The sequence below is a fragment of the Bacillus sp. MBGLi79 genome, assembly GCF_002953915.1.
Genome location: NZ_CP026521.1, coordinates 3,925,568 through 3,928,551, shown reverse-complemented (window position 1 = coordinate 3,928,551; position 2,984 = coordinate 3,925,568). Strand labels below are relative to the sequence as shown.

Below are 2,984 nucleotides of genomic sequence, written 5' to 3'. Positions count from 1 at the left end.
ATGACAACTGTTCACTCTTACACAAACGATCAGCAAATCCTGGATCTTCCGCACAAAGACTACCGTCGTGCGCGTGCGGCAGCTGAAAGCATCATTCCTACAACAACTGGTGCAGCGAAAGCCGTTTCTCTTGTACTTCCTGAATTGAAAGGAAAACTGAACGGCGGAGCAATGCGTGTTCCAACACCAAACGTATCACTTGTTGACCTGGTTGCTGAACTTGACAAAGAAGTAACAGCAGAAGAAGTAAACGCAGCGTTTAAAGAAGCAGCAGAAGGCGAACTTCAAGGCGTTCTTGGCTACAGCGAAGAGCCGCTTGTTTCTAAAGACTACAACGGCAATGCAAACTCTTCTACAATCGATGCTCTTTCTACAATGGTTATGGAAGGCAGCATGGTTAAAGTTATTTCTTGGTATGACAACGAAAGCGGATATTCTCACCGTGTAGTTGACCTTGCCGCTTACATCGCAAAACAAGGTCTTTAATCCGGAAACCAGAATCAGACTTGGTTCTTGATGAGAGAAGCGCTATAATGAAAGCGGACAAGGGAAGGGGACACACACTCCCTTTCCCTTTTTCCATATCGGCGCCAATTAAGCCGCCCGGGGATTTCCGTTTTCAGGCTTGTAAAACATTAAAAGGAGGATCTCCTAAAAGCCATGAACAAAAAATCAGTAAAAGACATTGATGTAAAAGGCCGTGTTGTTTTCTGCCGTGTTGACTTTAACGTTCCGATGAAGGACGGAAAAGTGACGGATGATACGAGAATCCGCGCCGCACTTCCGACGATTCAATACTTAACAGAGCAGGGAGCGAAAGTTCTTCTTGCAAGCCACTTGGGCCGTCCGAAAGGCCAGGTTTCAGAAGAGCTTCGCTTAACGCCGGTAGCCGCACGCCTCGGCGAACTGATCGGCAAAGAAGTGAAAAAAGCGGATGAAGCTTACGGCGACGCCGTAAAAGCGCAAATTTCCGAAATGAAAGACGGAGATATTCTCGTATTGGAAAATGTCCGCTTCTATCCGGGAGAAGAAAAGAATGATCCTGAGCTGTCTAAAGCGTTTGCCGACCTGGCTGACGTTTATGTCAATGACGCATTCGGAGCGGCTCACCGTGCCCATGCTTCAACAGCAGGTATCGCTGAACACCTTCCGGCTGTTGCAGGCTTCCTCATGGAAAAAGAGCTTGAAGTGCTGGGCAAAGCACTGTCTAACCCTGAACGTCCGTTTACAGCGATCATCGGCGGCGCAAAAGTAAAAGACAAAATCGGCGTGATCGAAAGTCTTCTTGAGAAAGTAGACAACCTGATCATCGGCGGCGGTCTTGCTTACACGTTCGTTAAAGCGCTGGGCCATGAAGTAGGAAAATCTCTGCTTGAAGAAGATAAAATTGAATTGGCTAAATCTTTCATGGACCGCGCCAAAGAAAAAGGCGTGAACTTCTACATGCCTACAGACGTGCTTGTTGCTGACGATTTCTCAAACGACGCCAACACGAAAGTCGTGCCGGTCAGCGAAATCCCTAGCGACTGGGAAGCCCTTGACATCGGGGAGGAAACAAGAAAAACATATGCTGACGTCATTAAAAACAGCAAGCTTGTTGTTTGGAACGGACCGATGGGTGTATTCGAACTCGATGCGTTCGCTAAAGGAACAAAAGCTGTCGCTGAAGCTTTAGCAGAGGCAAAAGATACATACTCTGTCATCGGCGGCGGAGACTCTGCAGCTGCTGTAGAAAAGTTCGGCCTTGCTGACAAAATGAGCCACATTTCAACAGGCGGCGGAGCTTCCCTTGAGTTTATGGAAGGAAAAGAACTTCCTGGCGTCAAAGCATTGAACGACAAGTAAGCAAAATATACAGCATAAGGAGTGGAGCACATGAGAAAACCAATAATAGCCGGTAACTGGAAGATGAATAAAGTGCTTTCAGAAGCTGTCAGCTTCGTTGAAGAAGTGAAATCTTCCATTCCCGCAGCAGATAAAGCAGAAGCTGTTGTCTGTGCGCCTGCACTGTTCCTTGAAAAGCTTGCATCAGCTGTTAAAGGTACAGATCTGAAAGTCGGCGCGCAAAACATGCACTTTGAAGAAAGCGGTGCTTTCACGGGTGAAATCAGCCCTGCGGCTTTGAAAGACCTCGGAGTTGAATACTGCGTCATCGGCCACTCCGAGCGCCGCGAAATGTTTGCTGAAACGGATGAAACGGTCAACAAAAAAGCGCATGCTGCATTCAAATATGGCATCGTGCCGATCATCTGCGTAGGTGAAACGCTTGAAGAGCGCGAAGCAAACAAAACAAACGAGCTTGTTGCAGACCAAGTGAAAAAAGCACTTGCAGGTTTAACAACTGAACAGGTAGCTGCTTCCGTGATCGCTTATGAGCCGATCTGGGCGATTGGAACCGGCAAATCTTCAACTGCACAAGATGCAAACGAAGTATGCGCGCACATCCGCAAAACCGTTGCATCAGAATTCGGACAAGCTGCAGCAGACAGCGTCCGCATTCAGTACGGCGGAAGCGTAAAACCTGCGAACATTAAAGAATATATGGCCGAATCCGATATCGACGGCGCTCTTGTCGGCGGAGCAAGCCTTGAGCCGCAGTCTTTCGTGCAATTACTGGAGGCAGGTCAATATGAGTAATAAATTGGCCGCACTCATCATTTTGGATGGGTTTGGACTAAGGGACGAAACAGTCGGAAACGCCGTAGCCCAAGCGAAGAAACCGAACTTTGACCGCTATTGGAACAAGTATCCGCATCAGACGCTGACAGCTTCAGGCGAAGCGGTCGGACTTCCCGAAGGACAAATGGGAAACTCTGAAGTCGGCCACTTGAACATTGGCGCCGGACGGCGCGTAGAGCAACTCCTGACGCGCGTCAACGTCGCAATCCGTGAAGGCGAATTTGAGCGGAACGAAACGTTTTTAGACGCGATGAAACACGTCAAAGAAAAAGGCACAAACCTCCACTTGTTCGGACTGCTGTCTG

Annotated in this window: 3 protein-coding genes and 1 pseudogene; all 4 read left to right on the top strand. The window is 48.4% G+C overall.

From position 1 onward, the window contains the following. On the top strand, positions 1-486 hold a 486-nt coding region (locus C1T29_RS20115; RefSeq protein ID WP_208945541.1), incomplete at its 5' end, for a type I glyceraldehyde-3-phosphate dehydrogenase. A 174-nt stretch (positions 487-660) separates the two neighbouring features. Then, positions 661-1,845, top strand: a complete 1,185-nt coding sequence (pgk, locus tag C1T29_RS20110) for a phosphoglycerate kinase (RefSeq protein ID WP_020453004.1) — start codon at positions 661-663, stop codon at positions 1,843-1,845. 30 nt (positions 1,846-1,875) lie between these two features. Continuing rightward, positions 1,876-2,637: a triose-phosphate isomerase gene (tpiA, locus tag C1T29_RS20105; RefSeq protein ID WP_020453003.1), complete on the top strand. Its 762-nt coding sequence runs from the start codon at positions 1,876-1,878 to the stop codon at positions 2,635-2,637. Further along, positions 2,630-2,984, top strand: a pseudogene (locus C1T29_RS20100) (2,3-bisphosphoglycerate-independent phosphoglycerate mutase); the annotation flags it as partial. The gene tpiA and the pseudogene C1T29_RS20100, both read left to right, overlap by 8 nt.